General features: G+C 58.0%; 1 protein-coding gene. It reads left to right on the top strand.

The features are described from left to right. Nucleotides 1-132, top strand: a 132-nt coding sequence (locus ABG80_RS21105) for a BrnA antitoxin family protein (protein ID WP_160322403.1), incomplete at its 5' end; no start/stop codon positions are given. Between the last annotated feature and the right edge of the window lie 213 nt (nucleotides 133-345).

The following is a 345-nucleotide window of genomic DNA, read 5'->3' as shown; positions in this document are numbered from 1 at the left end:
GAGCACGTCAACATTCGTTTGGATGCGGACATCTTGGACGCCTTCAAAGATCGCGGTGCTGGCTGGCAAACGCGCATCAACACGGCACTGCGTGACTGGCTGAAGACGCACCCGAACACGCGAAAGGCCTAACGCCAAAGTTCAGGGGCGCGCGCTTGGCGTGGTCGAAGCGTGCAGTGGTTGAGGCGTCCCCTGCAACGCCCAGTTAGGGAAGGTCTGAACAACTCGTTTGTGATGCGTCATGCGGCTTGATGACTTCAACAAATGAGCCGACCGCATCGCAGACGAGCACAACAGGCCTCAAAACGCACACCACCTGACGCTCTACCCCCGCAAAAGCCTTTA

This window comes from Aquabacterium parvum, assembly GCF_001447195.1.
Lineage (GTDB): Bacteria > Pseudomonadota > Gammaproteobacteria > Burkholderiales > Burkholderiaceae_C > Aquabacterium > Aquabacterium parvum.
Note: the sequence above shows the minus strand (reverse complement) of the source record. Positions and strands in the feature narration are given on the sequence as shown.